General features: G+C 55.6%; 17 protein-coding genes and 4 tRNA genes. 18 read left to right on the top strand and 3 right to left on the bottom strand.

The annotated features are described in order from the left end of the window. Positions 1–5: 5 nt before the first annotated feature. Complete coding sequence (rhlB, locus tag EH164_RS21575) at positions 6–1,277, bottom strand: ATP-dependent RNA helicase RhlB (RefSeq protein ID WP_023479570.1); 1,272 nt, start codon at positions 1,275–1,277, stop codon at positions 6–8. Positions 1,278–1,421: 144 nt separating this feature from the next. On the opposite strand from rhlB, the gene trxA reads away from it, so the two are divergent. From trxA to EH164_RS21485, 18 genes are all read left to right on the top strand, one after another. Continuing rightward, complete coding sequence (gene trxA / locus EH164_RS21570; protein WP_023479590.1) at positions 1,422–1,751, top strand: thioredoxin TrxA; 330 nt, start codon at positions 1,422–1,424, stop codon at positions 1,749–1,751. Between the two features lie 161 nt (positions 1,752–1,912). Next, entirely contained in the window at positions 1,913–2,011 is a 99-nt protein-coding gene (locus tag EH164_RS21565) for a rho operon leader peptide (protein WP_124971653.1), read from the top strand. Positions 2,012–2,098: 87 nt separating this feature from the next. Beyond that, entirely contained in the window at positions 2,099–3,358 is a 1,260-nt protein-coding gene (gene rho, locus EH164_RS21560) for a transcription termination factor Rho (RefSeq protein ID WP_023479599.1), read from the top strand. A gap of 241 nt (positions 3,359–3,599) precedes the next feature. Next, a complete protein-coding gene (gene wecA, locus EH164_RS21555) occupies positions 3,600–4,703 on the top strand; it encodes a UDP-N-acetylglucosamine--undecaprenyl-phosphate N-acetylglucosaminephosphotransferase (RefSeq protein WP_124970874.1) in 1,104 nt (367 codons plus the stop codon). A 13-nt stretch (positions 4,704–4,716) separates the two neighbouring features. Next, positions 4,717–5,763 carry an ECA polysaccharide chain length modulation protein gene (gene wzzE / locus EH164_RS21550; RefSeq protein ID WP_023479608.1) on the top strand — a complete coding sequence of 349 codons (1,047 nt, stop codon included), beginning with the start codon at positions 4,717–4,719 and terminating at the stop codon, positions 5,761–5,763. Positions 5,764–5,818: 55 nt separating this feature from the next. After that, positions 5,819–6,949 carry a non-hydrolyzing UDP-N-acetylglucosamine 2-epimerase gene (wecB, locus tag EH164_RS21545; protein ID WP_023479595.1) on the top strand — a complete coding sequence of 377 codons (1,131 nt, stop codon included), beginning with the start codon at positions 5,819–5,821 and terminating at the stop codon, positions 6,947–6,949. Further along, positions 6,946–8,208, top strand: a complete 1,263-nt coding sequence (gene wecC / locus EH164_RS21540) for a UDP-N-acetyl-D-mannosamine dehydrogenase (RefSeq protein WP_124970872.1) — start codon at positions 6,946–6,948, stop codon at positions 8,206–8,208. Before wecB ends, wecC begins: the two co-directional genes overlap by 4 nt. A gap of 9 nt (positions 8,209–8,217) precedes the next feature. Further along, on the top strand, positions 8,218–8,895 hold the full coding sequence (rffC, locus tag EH164_RS21535; RefSeq protein ID WP_124970869.1) for a dTDP-4-amino-4,6-dideoxy-D-galactose acyltransferase: 678 nt from the start codon (positions 8,218–8,220) through the stop codon (positions 8,893–8,895). 4 nt (positions 8,896–8,899) lie between these two features. Further along, positions 8,900–10,030, top strand: a complete 1,131-nt coding sequence (gene rffA, locus EH164_RS21530; protein ID WP_124970866.1) for a dTDP-4-amino-4,6-dideoxygalactose transaminase — start codon at positions 8,900–8,902, stop codon at positions 10,028–10,030. A gap of 1 nt (position 10,031) precedes the next feature. Further along, positions 10,032–11,282: a lipid III flippase WzxE gene (gene wzxE, locus EH164_RS21525; RefSeq protein ID WP_124970863.1), complete on the top strand. Its 1,251-nt coding sequence runs from the start codon at positions 10,032–10,034 to the stop codon at positions 11,280–11,282. Further along, on the top strand, positions 11,279–12,358 hold the full coding sequence (locus tag EH164_RS21520) for a TDP-N-acetylfucosamine:lipid II N-acetylfucosaminyltransferase (protein ID WP_124970860.1): 1,080 nt from the start codon (positions 11,279–11,281) through the stop codon (positions 12,356–12,358). Before wzxE ends, EH164_RS21520 begins: the two co-directional genes overlap by 4 nt. Then, complete coding sequence (gene wzyE / locus EH164_RS21515) at positions 12,355–13,707, top strand: ECA oligosaccharide polymerase (protein ID WP_124970857.1); 1,353 nt, start codon at positions 12,355–12,357, stop codon at positions 13,705–13,707. The genes EH164_RS21520 and wzyE overlap by 4 nt, the downstream gene beginning before the upstream one ends. Before the next feature lie 12 nt (positions 13,708–13,719). Continuing rightward, positions 13,720–14,460 carry a lipopolysaccharide N-acetylmannosaminouronosyltransferase gene (gene wecG, locus EH164_RS21510; RefSeq protein WP_124970854.1) on the top strand — a complete coding sequence of 247 codons (741 nt, stop codon included), beginning with the start codon at positions 13,720–13,722 and terminating at the stop codon, positions 14,458–14,460. A 256-nt stretch (positions 14,461–14,716) separates the two neighbouring features. Further along, positions 14,717–16,102 (top strand): amino acid permease, encoded by a 1,386-nt coding sequence (locus EH164_RS21505; protein ID WP_023479594.1) that lies wholly within the window; start codon positions 14,717–14,719, stop codon positions 16,100–16,102. A gap of 103 nt (positions 16,103–16,205) precedes the next feature. Further along, positions 16,206–16,282: transfer RNA gene (locus tag EH164_RS21500), tRNA-Arg, on the top strand. A gap of 69 nt (positions 16,283–16,351) precedes the next feature. Further along, positions 16,352–16,427: transfer RNA gene (locus EH164_RS21495), tRNA-His, on the top strand. 30 nt (positions 16,428–16,457) lie between these two features. Then, positions 16,458–16,544, top strand: a tRNA-Leu gene (locus EH164_RS21490). A 39-nt stretch (positions 16,545–16,583) separates the two neighbouring features. Beyond that, positions 16,584–16,660 (top strand) — tRNA-Pro (locus EH164_RS21485). Positions 16,661–17,237: 577 nt separating this feature from the next. Here the strand turns inward: EH164_RS21485 and hemY are convergent. Both hemY and hemX read right to left on the bottom strand, forming a co-directional pair. Next, positions 17,238–18,434: a protoheme IX biogenesis protein HemY gene (gene hemY / locus EH164_RS21480; RefSeq protein ID WP_023479581.1), complete on the bottom strand. Its 1,197-nt coding sequence runs from the start codon at positions 18,432–18,434 to the stop codon at positions 17,238–17,240. 2 nt (positions 18,435–18,436) lie between these two features. Continuing rightward, positions 18,437–19,600, bottom strand: coding sequence for a uroporphyrinogen-III C-methyltransferase (gene hemX, locus EH164_RS21475; protein WP_124970851.1), 1,164 nt, complete (start codon positions 19,598–19,600; stop codon positions 18,437–18,439). Positions 19,601–19,606: the final 6 nt, after the last annotated feature.

Raw genomic sequence — 19,606 nt, 5'->3', positions numbered from 1 at the left:
AGTAATTAACCTGAACGACGACGATTACGCGGCGCGCCACCACCACTACGGCGCGGACCATTAGCCGGGCGAGAACGCGTTAAGCGCTTCGGCGGCGGCAGCTCGCTGAGCAGCGCATCCGGGTTATATTTGCTGACCGGGATGGAGTGACCAATGTAGGTCTCAATTGCCGGCAGGTTCAGCGCGTACTCTTCACACGCAAGGCTGATCGAGTTGCCGCTGGCACCCGCGCGACCGGTACGGCCGATACGGTGAACGTAATCTTCGCAATCATCCGGCAGATCGTAGTTAAAGACGTGCGTTACAGCCGGAATGTGCAGGCCACGCGCTGCGACGTCGGTCGCAACCAGGATATCGAGATCGCCACGGGTGAACTCATCCAGGATACGCAGGCGTTTCTTCTGCGCCACGTCGCCCGTCAGCAGGCCAACGCGATGACCATCGGCGGCCAGGCTGCCCCAGATCTGCTCACAGCGGTGTTTGGTATTGGCGAAAACAATGGCGCGATCCGGCCACTCTTCTTCAATCAGGGTCTGCAGCAGACGCATTTTCTCGTCGTTAGACGGGTAGAAAAGCTCTTCTTTAATGCGGTGGCCGGTTTTCTGTTCCGGTTCCACTTCAACATATTCTGCGTTGTTCATCTGCTCGAATGCCAGTTCACGCACGCGGTAGGAGAGCGTAGCGGAGAAGAGCATATTGAGGCGCTGATCGGTTGCCGGCATACGGCGGAACAGCCAGCGGATATCTTTAATAAAGCCCAGATCGTACATACGATCGGCTTCGTCCAGCACCACGACCTGAATCGCGCCCAGGTTAATATGGTTCTGTTTGGTGTAATCGATCATACGACCCGTGGTGCCGATAAGAATATCGACGCCGCTTTCCAGCACTTTCAGCTGTTTGTCGTAGCCATCACCGCCGTAAGCCAGACCCAGCTTCAGCCCTGTCGACTGTGCCAGCGGCTCTGCATCGGCGTGAATTTGCACCGCAAGTTCACGTGTCGGCGCCATGATAATCGCGCGCGGCTGGTTAACTTTACGGTCTTCGATTGCAGGGTGAGAGAGGAGATAATGAAACGTTGACGTTAAAAACGCCATCGTTTTACCGGTACCGGTTTGCGCCTGACCTGCAACATCACGACCCGCCAGCGTCAGCGGAAGGGCGAGAGCCTGAATAGGCGTGCAATTATGAAAGCCTTTAGTTTCAAGGGCTTCTATCACTTTTGGGTGCAGGGCGAAGTCGGAAAACTTCTGTTCTGTTAAATGTGTTTTGCTCATAGTGTGGTAGAATATCAGCTTACTATTGCTTTACGAAAGCGTATCCGGTGAAATAAAGTCAACCTTTAGTTGGCTATTGTGGCATCAACACGTTGCTGTTTTATGCTACACCAACATGCCAGGCTTATTCCTGTGGAGTTATATATGAGCGATAAAATTATTCACCTGACTGACGATAGTTTTGACACGGATGTACTCAAAGCGGACGGGCTCGTGCTCGTTGATTTCTGGGCAGAGTGGTGTGGACCGTGCAAAATGATCGCCCCGATTCTGGATGAGATCGCTAATGAGTACGAAGGCAAGTTGACCATTGCGAAGCTGAACATCGACCAGAACCCAGGCACCGCGCCGAAGTATGGTATCCGTGGCATCCCGACCCTGCTGCTGTTCAAAAACGGCGAAGTGGCGGCGACCAAAGTGGGCGCACTGTCCAAAGGTCAGTTGAAAGAGTTCCTGGACGCTAACCTGGCGTAATTCCAGACTCGCATCGGTGCGGCCAGCTCTCCTAAATTGCCAGGATTGCTGGACGCCCGACCCCAGCCGTGCTAATTTAGTTTTGACTTCGTTCTAAACATATCTATAGTTGTTTGAACCTTGCATTACCCCAATACTTCCCGCTGAGCATCTCAGCCGCGTTGAGAAGTAGACAGATTCCGGGCTTGTCGCTCATTCCGTCTTATCGTTTCAGTTCTGCGTACTCTCCTGTGACCAGGCACCGATTAGACATGAGTTGATGGCCGCTAACAGGCATGGATGACCCTGCCATACCATTCACAACATTAAGTTCGAGTATCACCCCGAGTTTAAGAACCCACACCATTATGAATCTTACCGAATTAAAGAATACGCCGGTTTCTGAGCTTATCACTCTCGGCGAAAATATGGGGCTGGAAAACCTGGCCCGTATGCGCAAACAGGACATCATTTTCGCCATCCTGAAGCAGCACGCAAAGAGTGGCGAAGATATCTTCGGCGACGGTGTGCTGGAGATTCTGCAGGATGGATTTGGTTTCCTCCGTTCCGCAGACAGCTCCTACCTTGCCGGCCCCGACGACATCTACGTATCCCCCAGCCAAATCCGCCGTTTCAACCTCCGCACCGGTGACACCATTTCAGGTAAGATTCGCCCACCTAAAGAAGGTGAACGTTACTTTGCACTGCTGAAAGTTAACGAGGTGAACTACGATAAACCGGAAAATGCGCGCAATAAGATTCTGTTCGAGAACTTAACGCCGCTGCACGCGAACTCTCGTCTGCGTATGGAACGTGGTAACGGCTCTACTGAAGATTTAACTGCCCGCGTTCTCGATCTGGCTTCGCCGATCGGTCGTGGTCAGCGTGGTCTGATTGTGGCACCGCCGAAAGCCGGTAAAACCATGCTGCTGCAGAATATCGCGCAGAGCATCGCTTACAACCATCCTGACTGCGTGCTGATGGTGCTGCTGATTGATGAACGTCCGGAAGAAGTGACGGAAATGCAGCGCCTGGTGAAAGGTGAAGTGGTTGCGTCAACCTTCGACGAACCGGCCTCCCGCCATGTGCAGGTTGCTGAAATGGTTATCGAAAAAGCGAAACGTCTGGTTGAGCATAAGAAAGATGTCATTATCCTTCTCGACTCCATCACCCGTCTGGCGCGTGCTTATAACACCGTTGTTCCGGCTTCCGGTAAAGTGTTGACCGGTGGTGTGGATGCGAACGCCCTGCACCGTCCGAAGCGTTTCTTCGGTGCTGCGCGTAACGTGGAAGAGGGCGGTAGCCTGACCATTATCGCGACGGCGCTGATCGATACCGGTTCGAAGATGGATGAAGTGATTTACGAAGAGTTTAAAGGCACCGGTAACATGGAGCTGCACCTCTCACGTAAAATCGCAGAAAAACGCGTCTTCCCGGCGATTGATTACAACCGCTCCGGTACCCGTAAAGAAGAGCTGCTCACCACACAGGAAGAGCTGCAGAAAATGTGGATCCTGCGCAAAATCATTCACCCGATGGGTGAGATCGATGCGATGGAGTTCCTCATCAACAAGCTGGCTATGACGAAGACGAATGATGAGTTCTTCGACATGATGAAGCGCTCTTAATTTAAATAAACCCCCGAAGCGCCACGTTTTTACGTGGCGTTTTTCATTGGTGGGCTATACGCTATAGGCACTGGACCAGGCATTATCCAGGGCTGGCGAGACCGGATAGGTTATTGATCTTCAAAATATCTGCTGGTTTAAAAGAAAAAGATAATATCAGCGTAAGGCTCGCTTTCTCCTTTTATGGGCCATAGCTCTGTCGTTATACTGTTAGGATAAACATTAGCTGAGAGCATGCATTGTGAATCTACTCACTGCTTTTACTGAATTATTCAGTATTTTTTTGTTTACTATGCTTTTCTTATTTGTTGCGCGCAAAGTAGCAAAACGGATCGGTCTGGTTGACAAGCCCAACTTCCGTAAGCGTCACCAGGGATTGATACCGCTGGTTGGTGGCATCTCGGTCTATGCGGGTATCTGCTTTACCTTTGGGATCACAAACTACTATATTCCTCACGCCGCTCTCTATCTTCTTTGCGCCGGCGCGCTGGTTTTAATTGGCGCGCTGGACGATCGCTTCGATATCAGCGTTAAATTCCGTGCTTCTGTTCAGGCCCTGGTCGCCGTCGTAATGATGGTGGTCGGTAAACTCTACCTCAGCAGCCTTGGTTACATCTTCGGTTCATGGGAGATGGTTCTCGGCCCGTTCGGTTACCTGCTGACGCTCTTTGCCGTGTGGGCCGCGATCAACGCCTTTAATATGGTTGACGGTATCGACGGTTTGCTTGGCGGGCTCTCCTGTGTGTCGTTTGCCGCGATTGGCTTCATTCTGTGGTTCGATGGCCAATCAAGCCTCGCGCTGTGGTGCTTCGCCATGATTGCCGCGATTTTGCCCTACATTCTGCTCAACCTGGGCGTGCTTGGGCGCCGCTACAAAGTCTTCATGGGTGATGCCGGGAGTACGCTCATCGGCTTTACCGTGATTTGGATTTTACTGGAAACTACGCAGGGCAAAACTCACCCTATTAGCCCGGTGACGGCGCTGTGGATAATCGCCATTCCGCTGATGGATATGGTAGCGATTATGTACCGTCGCCTGCGTAAAGGCATGAGTCCTTTCTCTCCCGATCGCCAACACATTCACCATCTGATCATGCGCGCTGGCTTTACCTCTCGCCAGGCATTCGTTCTCATTACGCTTGCCGCTGCGCTGCTGGCAACGATTGGCGTGACTGCGGAATATCTTCATTTGGTCCCTGAATGGGTGATGTTGGCATTATTCTTGCTAGCATTCTTTCTGTATGGCTACTGTATTAAGCGCGCATGGAAAGTGGCGCGTTTTATCAAACGGATCAAACGCAGAATGCGCCGTAGCAGAGGTCAAAAATCAACACTAACCAAGTAAAATCGGGAAAGCGATGATTCAACAAGCGTCGGAAACACCTTCAGCTGTTACGGAAAATGAACTGGATATTCGGGGTTTGTTTCGTACTTTGTGGGCAGGAAAATTTTGGATTGCTGGCGTAGCGCTGCTCTTCTCTTTGCTGGCGCTGGTCTGGACCTTTTTTGCTCCCCAGGAGTGGGGAGCCACCGCTGTTACCGACCGCCCAACCGTCAACATGCTTGGCGGTTACTACTCTCAGCAGCAATTTCTGCGCAACCTGGATGTTAAAGCGAACCTTGCGCCAGCAGAGCAAGTTTCTGTCATGGATGAGGCGTATAAAGAGTTCATCATGCAGCTTGCTGCCTGGGACACGCGTCGTGATTTTTGGTCGCAAACCGACTATTACAAGCAGCGCCGTGTCGGCAACAGCAAAGCGGATGCCGCGATGCTTGACGACCTCATCAACAATATTCAGTACACGCCGGGTGATGCCGTGCGCAACCAGAATGACAACGTCAAGCTGATCGCCGAAACCGCGCCGGACGCCAACAATCTGCTGCGTCAATACATTGCTTTCGCCAGCCAGCGTGCCGCCAGCCATCTGAATGATGAACTGAAAGGTGCATGGGCTGCGCGGACTATTCAGATGAAAGCGCAGGTGAAACGTCAGGAAGAGGTGGCGAAAGCTATCTACAAACGGCGCGTCCACAATGTTGAGCAGGCGCTGAAAATCGCTGAGCAAAACAACATCTCGCGCAATGTGACCGATATTCCGACAGATGAACTGCCGGATTCTGAACTCTTTATGCTTGGTCGCCCGATGCTGCAGGCACGTCTGGAAAACCTGCAGGCGGTGGGGCCGCAATACGATCTGGACTATGATCAAAACCGGGCGATGCTGAATACTCTCAACGTCGGCCCGACGCTGGATCCGCGTTTTCAGACCTATCGATATCTGCGTACACCGGAAGAGCCGGTGAAACGCGACAGCCCGCGTCGTGCTTTCCTGATGATTATGTGGGGAATTGTCGGTGCGTTAACCGGAGCTGGGGTGGCGTTAGCACGTCGCCGTTCGAACTAAACGCCGTCTGAGATGGAGGCGCTATGCCTCCATCCTCTAATTAAAGAGAATCGTTGTGAAAGTACTGACCGTATTCGGCACGCGACCAGAAGCCATTAAAATGGCACCTCTGGTTCATGCGTTGGCAAAGGATCCTGACTTTGAGGCAAGAGTTTGCGTCACTGCACAGCATCGGGAGATGCTCGATCAGGTGCTGAACCTCTTTTCTATTGTCCCGGATTACGATCTAAATATTATGCGTCCCGGGCAGGGGCTGACCGAAATTACCTGCGGCATCTTGCAGGGATTAAAACCCATTCTTGAAGCGTTTCGTCCGGATGTGGTGCTGGTTCACGGCGATACGACTACCACTATTGCTGCAAGCCTCGCCGCGTTTTATCAACGCATACCCGTGGGGCATGTGGAGGCGGGTCTGCGCACCGGCGATCTCTCCTCACCCTGGCCGGAAGAGGCTAACCGCACGCTGACAGGTCATCTGGCGATGTACCACTTCGCGCCGACGGAGAACTCCCGGCAAAATCTACGCCGGGAAAATGTCGCCGATGAGCGCATTTTTGTCACCGGTAATACGGTGATCGATGCGCTCTTCTGGGTACGCGATAGCGTGATGAACAACCCCGCGCAATATGAGGCGCTGGCAGCCCGTTACCCGTTCCTTGATGCAAAGAAAAAGCTGGTGCTGGTTACCGGCCATCGCCGGGAGAGCTTCGGCCAGGGCTTCGAGCAGATTTGTCATGCGCTGGCAGATATCGCTGCCCGGCATGACGATGTCCAGATTGTTTATCCCGTGCACCTCAATCCTAACGTCAGCGAACCGGTAAACCGCATTCTCGGGCCGGTCGAAAATGTCTTTTTGATTGAGCCGCAGGACTATTTACCCTTCATGTGGTTGATGAACCACGCCTGGCTGATCCTGACGGACTCCGGCGGTATTCAGGAGGAGGCACCTTCACTGGGTAAACCGGTGCTGGTGATGCGTGACACGACCGAGCGGCCAGAAGCCGTTGATGCCGGGACCGTAAAACTGGTGGGTACCGATCGCCAGCGCATCGTGGATGAGGTCACGCTCCTGCTTAATGACAATGAAGCATGGCAGACCATGAGCCGCGCGCACAACCCTTACGGGGATGGGCAGGCTTGTGGCCGAATTTTGCACGCACTTAAACACAATCAGGTAACACTATGAGCTTTACAACCATTTCCGTGATTGGCCTCGGCTACATTGGCCTGCCTACCGCAGCGGCTTTTGCTTCCCGGCAGAAGCAGGTCGTGGGGGTGGATATCAACGCGCGCGCCGTGGAGACCATTAATCGTGGTGAGATCCACATCGTTGAGCCGGAACTGGATAGCGTAGTAAAAGCGGCGGTGGAGGGCGGTTACATGCGCGCCAGCACCACGCCTGTTGCGGCAGACGCCTACCTGATTGCGGTGCCGACACCCTTTAAAGGCGATCACGAGCCGGATATGGCCTACGTTGAAGCGGCCGCAAAATCCATTGCGCCCGTGCTGCATAAAGGCGCGCTGGTGATCCTCGAATCGACCTCGCCGGTTGGCGCGACGGAGCAGATGGCAGAGTGGCTCGCCGAGGCGCGCCCGGATCTCACCTTCCCTCAGCAGGCTGGCGAGCAGGCGGACGTCAATATCGCCTACTGCCCGGAGCGCGTGCTGCCGGGCCAGGTAATGGTCGAACTGATTAAAAATGACCGCGTGATTGGCGGTATGACACCTAAGTGTTCCGCCCGCGCCAGCGAGCTTTATAAAATCTTCCTTGAAGGCGAGTGTGTGGTCACTAACGCCCGCACCGCTGAGATGTGCAAGCTGACGGAAAACAGCTTCCGCGACGTTAACATCGCTTTTGCCAATGAACTGTCGCTGATTTGCGCCGATCAGGGGATCAACGTCTGGGAGCTGATCCGCCTGGCGAACCGCCATCCGCGCGTCAATATCCTGCAACCCGGCCCGGGCGTTGGCGGTCACTGTATCGCGGTCGATCCGTGGTTTATCGTGGCACAGAACCCCGATCAGGCAAGGCTTATCCGTACCGCGCGTGAAGTGAACGATCACAAACCGCACTGGGTGCTGAGCCAGGTGAAAGCCACGGTCGCCGATTGCCTCACCGCGACTGGCAAGCGTGCCAGCGAGGTTAAAATTGCCTGCTTCGGGCTGGCGTTTAAACCGAACATTGACGATCTGCGTGAAAGCCCGGCAATGGAGATCGCGCACGATATCGCCCAGTGGCACAGTGGTCAAACGCTGGTCGTCGAACCGAATATCCACTCGCTGCCGGAGAAAATGGCCGGGCAGAGCACGCTGGTTAATACCCAGGATGCGCTGGCGCAGGCCGATGTGCTGGTCATGTTGGTCGACCATAAGCAGTTTAAAGCGGTTGATGCCGCCACCATTTCGCAGCCGTGGGTCGTTGATACCAAAGGCGTCTGGCGCTGAGGACATAGTATGTCTGTACATGGCACGATAGAAGAGCTGGCATGGGAAAGCGCCTTTTTTGGCGTGCGCAGTGGGATTATTCGTCTGAATTCTTCCGCGCCCGCGCTCACTGGCGCAGATTTTGCACAGTGGGAACGCCTGCAGGTGAAATTGCCCGCCGCGCAACCCCATCAGCTTGATGCCCTGCAACAGCAGGGTTTTCAACTGGTCGAAGGTGAGATCGATCTACTCCTGCCGGTTGCTGCACAGGGTATCGATCCCGTCGCCACTGTGGCAGATAAAAGCGATATTCCCGCGCTGCGCCAGATGGCGGCTGAGATGTTTGTCCAGAGCCGCTTTCGTGCGCCCTGGTATGCGCCTGATGCGAGCGGGCGTTTCTACGCGCAGTGGATTGAAAACGCGGTAAAAGGCCTTTTCGACCACCAGTGCCTGATCTTCCGCGCGCAGGACCATGCAATTAGCAGTTTTGTCTCCCTTCGCCAGCTTAATGAGCACGAGGCGCGTATTGGCCTGCTCGGCGGACGCGGTATGGGCGAGAAACTGATGCAGGCGGCGTGCCAGTGGGCGCGAGCGCGGCAGTTAACGCACGTGCGTGTGGCGACCCAGCTCGGGAATACTGCCGCGCTTAAACGATATATTCAGAGCGGCGCGAATGTAGAAAGCACCGCCTTATGGCTATACAGGTAACGCTATGATCCCTTTCAATGCACCACCGGTAGTAGGAACGGAAATTGACTACATGCAGTCGGCAATGGGCAGCGGGAAATTATGCGGCGACGGCGGTTTTACCCGCCGCTGCCAGCAGTGGATGGAGCAGCGTTTTCACAGCGCCAAAGTCCTGCTGACGCCTTCATGCACCGCATCGCTGGAGATGGCCGCGCTGCTGCTGGATATCCAGCCCGGCGATGAAGTGATCATGCCGAGCTACACCTTCGTCTCCACCGCCAACGCCTTTGTGCTACGCGGGGCGAAGATTGTCTTCGTCGATATCCGCCCGGATACGATGAACATTGATGAAACGCGGATTGAAGCGGCGATCACCGATAAGACGCGCGCGATTGTGCCGGTGCATTACGCGGGCGTTGCCTGTGAAATGGACACCATCATGGCGATCGCGCAAAAGCATAAGCTGTTCGTGGTGGAAGATGCCGCGCAGGGCGTGATGTCGACCTACAAAGGGCGGGCATTAGGCACCATTGGCCATATTGGCTGCTTCAGTTTCCACGAAACCAAAAACTACACCGCGGGCGGTGAAGGCGGCGCGACGCTGATTAACGATCGCGCGCTGGTTGAACGTGCCGAAGTGATTCGTGAAAAGGGCACCAACCGCAGCCAGTTTTTCCGCGGGCAGGTCGATAAGTACACCTGGCGCGATATCGGCTCCAGCTATTTGATGGCCGATTTGCAGGCCGCCTACCTGTGGGCGCAGCTGGAGTCGGCCGATCGCATTAACCAGCAGCGGCTGGCCTTGTGGCAAAACTACTATGATGCGCTCTCCCCGCTGGCAAAAACCGGGCGCATTGAACTGCCCTCGATTCCGGCAGAGTGCAGCCACAATGCGCACATGTTTTACATTAAGCTGCGCGACGAAGCGGATCGCAGCAAGCTAATTGCCTTCCTGAAGGAAGCGGAGATTATGGCGGTGTTCCACTATATCCCGCTGCATGCCTCGCCGGCCGGCGAGAAGTTCGGCACCTTCCACGGCGAAGACCGCTATACCACGCAAGAGAGTGAGCGGTTGCTTCGCCTGCCGCTCTTCTACAACCTGACGTCGGTCAATCAGCGGGCGGTGATCAGCACGCTTCTGAGCTACTTCAACTGATATGTCGCTGGCAAAAGCATCGCTCTGGACTGCCGCAAGCACGCTGGTCAAAATCGGCGCGGGCCTGCTGGTGGTCAAACTGCTGGCGATGGCGTTCGGGCCATCCGGCGTCGGACAGGCGGGTAACTTTCGCCAGCTGATTACCGTGCTTGGCGTGCTGGCTGGCGCGGGGATTTTTAATGGCGTCACTAAGTTTGTGGCGCAGTCTCATGACGATCCCGCGCGTCTGCGCGTGGTTGTTGGCACCTCATCGGCGATGGTGCTCGGTTTCTCTACCCTGCTGGCGCTGCTGTTCCTGCTGGCCGCTGCGCCCATCAGCCAGGGGCTGTTTGGTCATACCCACTATCAGGGCCTTGTGCGTTTAGTCGCGCTGGTGCAGATGGGCATCGCCTGGGCCAACCTGCTACTTGCAGTGCTGAGGGGGTTCCGCGATGCGGCAGGAAATGCGCTGTCGCTGATTATCGGTAGCCTCATTGGCGTGCTGGCCTGGTATCTCTGTTATCGCATTGGCGGCTATCAGGGTGCGCTGCTGGGGCTGGCGCTGGTGCCCGCGCTGGTGGTGATCCCGGCAATGGCGATGTTGCTGAGACGTAAAGCGATACCGTTGCGTTTCTTTACGCCGCAGTGGGATCGTGTTTTGGCCGGCCAACTGGGTAAATTTACCCTGATGGCGCTCATCACCTCGTTTACGATGCCGCTGGCTTACGTGATGATGCGAAACCAGCTTGCTGCTCATTACAGCTGGGATGACGTGGGGATCTGGCAGGGGGTAAGCACCATCTCGGATGCTTACCTGCAGTTTATTACCGCCTCGTTTAGCGTCTATCTGTTACCGACATTGTCGCGGCTGGTGACGAAGCAGGAGATCTCGCGTGAAATCGGCAGGTCATTGCGCTTTGTTCTGCCTGCCGTTGCGGCGGTAAGCCTCGGTGTCTGGCTGCTGCGCGATGTAGCAATTTGGCTGCTCTTTTCCGAGAAGTTTATCGCCATGCGCGATCTCTTCGCCTGGCAGCTGGTCGGGGATGTATTGAAAGTGGGGGCTTACGTCTTTGGCTATTTAGTCATCGCGAAGGCTTCGCTGCGATTCTATATACTGGCTGAGATAAGCCAGTTTGCGCTGCTGACGCTCTTCGCGCGCTGGCTTATCCCGGCGCACGGCGCTGCGGGCGCGGCGCAGGCCTACATGGCTACCTACATTATCTATTTCGCTGTTTGTTGCGGCGTTTTTTTGATTTGGCGTAAAAAGGCATGACTGCACTGATTCACATACTGGGATCGGATATCCCTCACCATAACCAAACTGTGCTGCGCTTCTTTAATGACCATCTCGCGGCATCGGGAGAGTATGCCCGCGAGTTTATGGTTGTCGGGCGCGACGAGTCGCAGCGGGCGCTCTATCCTGCGCTGACGCTGCATTTTTATCCCGACAAAAAGACGCTGGCAAAGGCGGTAATTGCCCAGGCGAAAGCGCAACGTCAGCAACGCTTCTTTTTTCATGGTCAGTTTAATTTCGATCTCTGGCTGGCGTTGCTGCAAGGGGCTATCAAGCGCGAGCAATTTTACTGGCACGCCTGGGGCGCCGATCTGTATGAGGTCTCCCGCAGCCTGAAATTCCGTCTCTTTTATCCGCTGCGCCGTTTAGCGCAGCGTCGCGTAGGCCGTATCTTCGCGACCCGCGGCGATCTGGCGTGGTTTGCCGAACGTAACCCTAAAGTGCCTGGTGAATTGCTCTACTTCCCAACGCGTATGGATCCGGCGCTGAACAATATGGCGGATGAGCGCCCGCAGACGGGCAAGCTGACGATTCTGGTCGGCAACTCCGGCGATGCCAGCAATGAGCATATTGCTGCTTTGCAGGCGATCCACCGTCAGTTTGGCGATACGGTCAATATCATTGTGCCGATGGGCTATCCGGCGAATAACGACGCTTATATCGCGTCGGTGCGCAGCGCCGGGCTGGCGCTCTTCAGCGCTGATAACCTGCGCATCCTCGATGAGAAAATGGATTTTGATGCCTATCTCGGGCTGCTCGCGCAGTGCGATCTGGGCTATTTCATTTTTGCCCGCCAGCAGGGGATTGGCACGATGTGTCTGCTGATCCAGGCGGGTGTACCTTGTGTGCTGAACCGTGAAAACCCCTTCTGGCGCGATATGGTGGCGGAAGGCATTCCCGTCCTCTTTACCGGCGATGCGCTGGATGAGGCGGTGATTCGTGAGGCCCGCCGCCAGCTATTAGCGGTGGATAAAAACGCCATCGCCTTTTTCAGCCCGAATTACGAAACGCTGTGGCACAAAGCGCTCCTTAACGCTGCGGGGATCAACGGATGAGCCCACTCGAATTTTGCGGACTGTTTGTTATCTGGCTGTTGGCGACGCTGTTTATCGGCACGCTCACCTGGTTCGAATTTCGCCGCGTACGTTTTAACTTTAACGTCTTCTTCTCGCTGCTCTTTTTGCTGACCTTCTTCTTTGGTTTTCCGCTGACCAGCGTGCTGGTGTTCCGCTTCAACGTTGGCGTTGCACCACCCGATATCCTGATGCAGACGCTCCTGGCGGCGACCTGCTTCTATGGCATCTACTATGTGACCTATAAAACGCGGCTGCGCACCTCGTCGTCGCTGACGCCGCGTCGTCCGCTCTTTACCATTAACCGGGTAGAGGCGCATCTGACGTGGGTGATCCTGATGGCCATCGCGCTGGTGAGCGTCGGTATCTTCTTTATGCACAACGGGTTTCTACTCTTCCGTCTGCACTCCTATAGCCAGATTTTCTCCAGCGAAGTCTCCGGTGTAGCGCTGAAGCGCTTCTTCTATTTCTTTATTCCGGCGATGCTGGTGGTCTACTTCCTGCGGCAGAATGCCCAGACCTGGCTCTTCTTTTTGGTCAGCACCGTGGCGTTTGGCCTGCTGACCTACATGATTGTTGGCGGTACGCGCGCCAATATCATCATTGCCTTCGCTATCTTCCTGTTTATCGGCATTATTCGCGGCTGGATCTCGTTGTGGATGCTGGCGGCGGCGGGCGTGCTCGGCATTGTTGGCATGTTCTGGCTGGCGCTGAAACGCTACGGGCTGGATGTGCGCGGCGATGAAGCGTTTTACACCTTCCTCTACCTGACGCGCGATACCTTCTCGCCGTGGGAAAACCTCGCGCTGCTGCTGCAAAACTACGACAAGATTGAGTTTCAGGGGCTGGCGCCTATTGTGCGCGACTTCTACGTCTTTATCCCCACCTGGCTGTGGCCATCGCGCCCGGGTATTGTGCTCAACACTGCGAACTACTTTACCTGGGAAGTGCTGAATAACCACTCAGGGCTGGCGATTTCACCGACGCTGATTGGCTCATTAGTGGTGATGGGCGGTGCGTGGTTTATTCCGCTGGGCGCGGCAGCGGTGGGGCTGATCATCAAATGGTTCGACTGGGTGTATAACCTGGGCAACCGGGAAACAAACCGCTACAAGGCGGCGATCCTGCACAGCTTCTGCTTTGGGGCGATCTTCAACATGATTGTGCTGGCGCGTGAAGGGCTGGATGCATTCGCCTCTCGTGTGGTCTTTTTCCTCGCCGTGTTCGCTTTCTGCCTGCTGGCGGCGAAACTGTTGTACTGGCTATTCGATAGCGCCGGATTGATACAGCGTCGCGGTACGCGCGCGGTCAAACCGCTCTCCCAGTTGTAAAAAGGATCAAACATGACGGACAAGACGGCGGCACCGCTGTATGACCTGCGCGGCCTGAAGTTGATTGGCTGGCGCGATATGCCCCACGCGCTGGATCATCTCTTCGCTGACGGGCGCGTGAAGCAGGGTACGCTGGTAGCGATCAATGCCGAAAAGATGCTGACGCTGGAAGATGATGCCGAGGTTCGCACCCTGATTGAGGCGGCGGAGTTTAAATATGCTGATGGCATCAGCGTCGTGCGCTCGATACGCAAAAAGTTTCCGCAGGCGCAGGTCTCCCGCGTGGCGGGTGCCGATTTGTGGGAAGCGTTAATGGCAAGGGCAGGGGAGACGGGTACGCCGGTGTTCCTCGTGGGCGGTAAGCCGGACGTGCTGGCGCAAACCGTGCAGAAACTGCGTGACCAGTGGCAGGTGAATGTTGTCGGTTGCCGGGATGGCTACTTCAAACCCGAGCAGCGCGAGACGCTGTTTGCGGCTATCCGCTACAGCGGGGCGAAGATTGTCACCGTGGCGATGGGCTCGCCACGGCAGGAGATTTTTATGCGTGACTGCCGCCTCGTTTATCCGGATGCGCTCTATATGGGCGTTGGCGGAACCTACGATGTCTTTACCGGACATGTTAAGCGTGCGCCTAAATTCTGGCAGAACCTCGGCCTTGAGTGGCTATACCGCCTGTTATCGCAGCCTTCACGGCTGAAGCGCCAGCTCCGTCTGCTACGCTATTTACGCTGGCACTACAGCGGAAAACTCTGACCCCCTCCGGCGGCGCAATGCGCTGCCTTTTCTCCTCTGGCTGCTCTTTTATTGCGCGCCACCAGGATTTTTTATACACATCGTTTGCCATTTCCGTCGATTTAAGAAACCATTCGCTCTCTCACTGCAGCGCCGCGCTCATTTTGCGTCCTCCCTCTCGCGGGGCGGAGCAGCATGGCCTGTTAGGGGATGAGGGAAACTCATAACAATAACCCGCGACGCGGGCGAAGCATGAAGCAAATACAACAGAGGATTTATGGCCGAAAAACAACCCGAACTTCAGCGTGGGCTGGAGTCTCGTCACATTGAATTAATTGCCCTTGGCGGCACCATCGGCGTTGGCCTGTTTATGGGCGCCGCCAGCACCCTGAAGTGGGCTGGCCCGTCAGTTCTGCTGGCCTATATAATTGCCGGACTTTTCGTCTTCTTTATTATGCGTTCGATGGGCGAAATGCTCTTCCTCGAGCCGGTCGCCGGATCGTTCGCGGTCTATGCTCATCGTTACATGAGTCCCTTCTTTGGTTATCTCACCGCCTGGTCCTACTGGTTTATGTGGATGGCGGTAGGGATTTCGGAAATCACCGCCATTGGCGTCTATGTCCAGTTCTGGTTCCCGGATCTCGCCCAGTGGATACCGGCACTGATTGCCGTTGGGCTGGTGGCGCTGGCGAACCTCGCGGCGGTGCGCCTGTATGGTGAGATTGAGTTCTGGTTTGCGATGATCAAAGTCACCACCATCATTGTGATGATCATCGTGGGGCTGGGTGTGATTTTCTTCGGCTTTGGCAATGGCGGTCACTCCATCGGCTTTAGCAATCTCACCGAGCACGGCGGCTTCTTCGCAGGCGGCTGGAAAGGGTTCCTCACCGCGCTCTGTATTGTTGTCGCCTCATATCAGGGCGTTGAGCTGATTGGTATTACCGCGGGTGAAGCGAAAAACCCGCAGGTGACGCTGCGCAGTGCCGTAAGCAAGGTGCTGTGGCGCATCCTGATTTTCTATGTTGGCGCAATCTTCGTTATCGTCACCATCTTCCCGTGGAATGAAATTGGTACCAACGGCAGCCCGTTCGTACTGACCTTCGCGAAAATCGGTATTACCGCGGCGGCAGGCATCATCAACTTTGTTGTGCTGACGGCGGCGCTCTCCGGCTGTAACAGCGGGATGTACAGCTGTGGCCGCATGCTCTATGCGCTGGCGAAGAACCGTCAGTTACCGGCAGCGGTAGCCAAAGTCTCTAAAAACGGCGTGCCGGCGGTGGGCGTGACTATCTCTATTATCATTCTGCTGATCGGTTCGTGCCTGAACTACATCATTCCTAACCCGCAGCGCGTGTTTGTCTATGTCTATAGCGCCAGCGTGCTGCCGGGCATGGTGCCGTGGTTCGTGATCCTGATTAGCCAGCTGCGTTTTCGTAAGGTTCACAAAGAGGCGATTGCCAGCCATCCGTTCCGCTCGATGCTGTTCCCGTGGGCGAACTGGCTCACTATGGCCTTCCTCGTCTGCGTGCTGATTGGCATGGGATTCAATGAAGACACCCGTATGTCGCTGTTTGTCGGCGTAATCTTCCTGGCTGCCGTAACGCTGGTATATAAGCTATTTGGCTTCGATCGCCGTGCGGCAACGCCTCGGGTGGGTGAATAAGAGACAAAGTGCGCAAAGCATAACCAAACGCGCATTTTTCTTCAAAAAAGCACTAGACAGCTGCCCCCGAAGTCCGTACTATCCACCCCCGCAACGGCGCTACGCGCCCGTAGCTCAGCTGGATAGAGCGCTGCCCTCCGGAGGCAGAGGTCTCAGGTTCGAATCCTGTCGGGCGCGCCATTTTAACCCGGCGCTTGAGCTGCGGTGGTTCGTGAATTATCACGATACCGCGTGAACAGATTTACAGTGGTGGCTATAGCTCAGTTGGTAGAGCCCTGGATTGTGATTCCAGTTGTCGTGGGTTCGAGTCCCATTAGCCACCCCATTATTTAGCAGTAAAAAGTTTCGTGGCGATGCGAAGGTGGCGGAATTGGTAGACGCGCTAGCTTCAGGTGTTAGTGTCCTTACGGACGTGGGGGTTCAAGTCCCCCCCCTCGCACCACAACTTTGATTGAACAAAAAAGTCAAAAAGCAGTAAAAACGGCGAGTAGCGCAGCTTGGTAGCGCAACTGGTTTGGGACCAGTGGGTCGGAGGTTCGAATCCTCTCTCGCCGACCAATTTTGAACCCCGCGTAAGCGGGGTTTTTTGTTTTCTGCGGTTCAGGTTTTCCTCATTTTCTCGCTGTTGCTCTTCAGCGACATTCTTATCAGGCGTTGTCGCCTATCAGCTACACGTAACCTGTTGACTGGAATAGCTTTACCTAAAAGCGCGTAGAAATGTCGTCCCACAGCGACACATTGTCTCTATAGAGATGCACAGGAAGAGCGCTCTCTGCCCACCAGCAGCCTGAATATAGAGGTTTCTTAAAAGGTTGCGCGATATAACGTTTATTAATGCAGGGTTGGCACGCTATGTGCAATAATACAGGGGTAGATGCTCATTCCATCTCTTATGTTCGCCTTCTGGCCTCATAAACTCAGGAATGACGCAGAGCCGTTTTATGGTGCTTATCGTCCACCGAGAGATGTCGCTTCGGCCTCATCAAACACCATGGGCATAACGTTGAGTGAAGCACCCATTAGTTGTCAAAGACCTGTTTTAACGCCTGTCAGTGTATGCTGACAGGCGTTTTTTTATGGCGGGAGAAGAGAGGCTTCGCGCCACAGATAAACTCTGTAACGCGAAGGGAAGGGCTTAAGCGGGCGGATTGTTTTGCAGCGTTAACAGCAGACCGTCGCGACGCATCGTTGCGGCCTCTTCAGGCTGGCGCAGGCGGTCGAGACAGTCTGCGAGCCAGGCGTAGTCAAACGCATCCGGGCGCTGTTTCAGCGCGGCGCGGAACGCGATCGTCGCTTCCTGCCACTCACCATGTTTCATCAGCGACTGACCGAGCGTGCTCCACAACAGCGGGCGATCGCCCTGCGTCTTGATCTGCTGGCGCAGCACTTTTTCAACCTGTTCCGGGTTATTGGTCTTCAGGCGCGGGATCACCAGCACCAGACGATCGTCATACTGCCGCTTCAGGCCGTCGAGGATGATCTCCTGCGCGGTGTCGTGATCGTCACACTCAATTAAGTGCTCCGCCATTGCCACCTGCAGCGCCACCTGGTGACGCGTTTTGCGGCTCTGATTCTTCCACCAGCCCTTCAGGCCATCGCTGCCCTGATCGGCGCGCGCCTGATCCATAATGCCGATCCACGCCTGCTGTTGCAGCATGTCACGGTGCTCTTCATCGCCAACGTTGGCTTTCGCCATTGAAGGGATGATGTCGATCAGCGATGTCCACGCGCCGGTGCGAATATAGGCCTGTTCCGCCAGACGCAACACTTCCGGATGGCGCGGCGCAATCTCCAGCAGTTTATCGACGCCGTGACGCGCAGCATGGTTCTCATTGCGCGCCAGTTGCAGACGTACGCGGGTGATCTCCACCGGAATCGGGTCATTCTCTGCCAGTTCGGCGGCACGCTGAAGGTGCTGATTAGCGCGCATCTCATCGCCGCGCTGCTGGGCGGCTTCCGCTGCCAGTAGATAGTTAACCAGCGGTTGCTCTGCGTGATCGGCATTTTTCGACATCAGCTTCTCAACCTGCTGATAATCGCCTTCCGCCAGCTTCAGCAACGCCTGTTCTGTCTGTTTGCGTGCGCGACGGCGCTTACGGCCCATAAACCAGCCGCGAGTATGCGCACCGGTACGGAAAATACGACGCAGCAGCCACTCCAGCGCAAAGAAGACCACCAGCGTCAGCACCAGCATGATCGCCAGCCCCGTGACGCTGGTTTCAATGTTGTAGTTATCCGTCTGGATCAGCACATAACCCTGATGCCCGGCGAGCATTGGGCCCAGCACGATCCCGGCGAGAAGCAGTGCAAAGAGCAATAATACTTTCAGCATGATTATTCTCCCTGCGCTGCATCGGCGGGCGCGGACGGCGCCTGTTCAGACGGCACAGCGGGCTGCGCGAGCAGATTACGCACGCGGGTCTGCATCAATTTTTCCAGAATAGGCTGGCTCTGGAGCGATTCAGGCAGCTCCATGGCGATAGATTGCTGGCCGAGCTTATCCACCTCTTCGAGGAACGCTTTGGTGGCCGCATCGTCGGTGTCGTAGTAGGCGCGAACCCACGTCGACACATTATCCAGCGCCTGTTTGTAGGTCTCTTCCTGATGACGCGGCACAGCCTGCGCCGCAACCAGCAGGCGCGAGCGAATGTTCTCGCGCAGATAGACATCCTGATTCGGCGCTAACAGCGGCACGGCGGTCTCATCGCGGCGGCGAATGGTAATAAAGCTGTCCATAAAGTTGTGCCAGCTTTTTTGCAGGTTAACGCGCCACTCGCTGATGGAGCTTGAGAGTTCGCCGCTGTCGGAATCCATCGGCGAATCATCGTCGTTATTGTCGGCCAGCCGCAGATTGTCGATCTGGTTGGAGAGCTGGTTCAGCTTAAGAATGGCCCCGTCATAATCGACCTGCGTCACGGAGGAGAGGCTGGCGATATCGTCAGTGATGGCGCGGCGCGCAGTAATCAGGCTCGGATCGTTCATATCCGCCAGGCTGGCGTCAGCGCTTTTCAGCAGCGCGGCCGCGGTGGTGACATCCTGATCGCTCCACAGCTTACGGCCCGCCAGTTTGACGAGGAAATCGGCCTGCGCCAGCTGCCAGGTTTTGGCATCGGAGCCAGAGATGGTCGCGACTTTCTGCTGAACTTCATCAAGCTGCTTCGCCAGCGCTTCGCTCTGGCGTTTTTCTGCCGCCAGCGCATCAGCCTGCTGTTTAATCACCCCTTCCAGCTCGCTACGCTGCTTATCCTGCGTCTGTTGCAGCGCGATCAGCTGGTCGGCGATTTCGCCATTGCTGGTTTGCAGGGTTTTATTTTGATGCTTCACCCAGCCATAAAGCCCGGCGCCCGATGCCAGCGCAATAGCGATGGCGATCGCGCTTAGCGCGAGGCTGGTCCTGTTAGCGCGTCTCTTCTTCTCTGCTTTCTCCGGCGGCGGCGTTACGCCGTCAGCCGCTTTGGTCTCTTCAACCACGGCGGAGGAGTTTTCGTGTTCCGTCATTATGGC

The sequence above is a fragment of the Kosakonia sp. CCTCC M2018092 genome (assembly GCF_003864115.1).
GTDB lineage: Bacteria > Pseudomonadota > Gammaproteobacteria > Enterobacterales > Enterobacteriaceae > Kosakonia > Kosakonia cowanii.
Note: the sequence above shows the minus strand (reverse complement) of the source record. Positions and strands in the feature narration are given on the sequence as shown.